Origin of the sequence: Virgibacillus sp. 7505 (genome assembly GCF_002272135.1) — a bacterium.
Lineage (GTDB): Bacteria > Bacillota > Bacilli > Bacillales > Amphibacillaceae > Terribacillus.
In genome coordinates this window covers 1-207 of the sequence record NZ_NPBF01000505.1, presented here as the reverse complement: position 1 = coordinate 207, position 207 = coordinate 1, and the positions used below count along the sequence as shown (strand labels likewise).

Sequence of the window (207 nt, the reverse complement as noted above, 5' to 3'; positions counted from 1 at the left end):
AATGCTTTTTTATCAAGCTCCAAGCTGTTCTTTTACGACATCGACAATTTGGTTGGCGTATTGTTGGCACAACTCATCGGTTTTGGCTTCGACCATCACCCGCACAAGTGGTTCGGTGCCAGACGGGCGTACGAGGATCCGGCCTTCGCCAGCCATTGCCTCCTCCACACGTTGGATTTCTTGTTGGACGAGGGCATTGTTTTTAAC

General features: G+C 50.2%; 1 pseudogene. It reads right to left on the bottom strand.

Going from position 1 to position 207, the window contains the following annotated elements:
• Positions 1-12 precede the first annotated feature (12 nt).
• A pseudogene (locus CHH91_RS19975) lies at positions 13-207 on the bottom strand (phosphoglucosamine mutase); the annotation flags it as partial.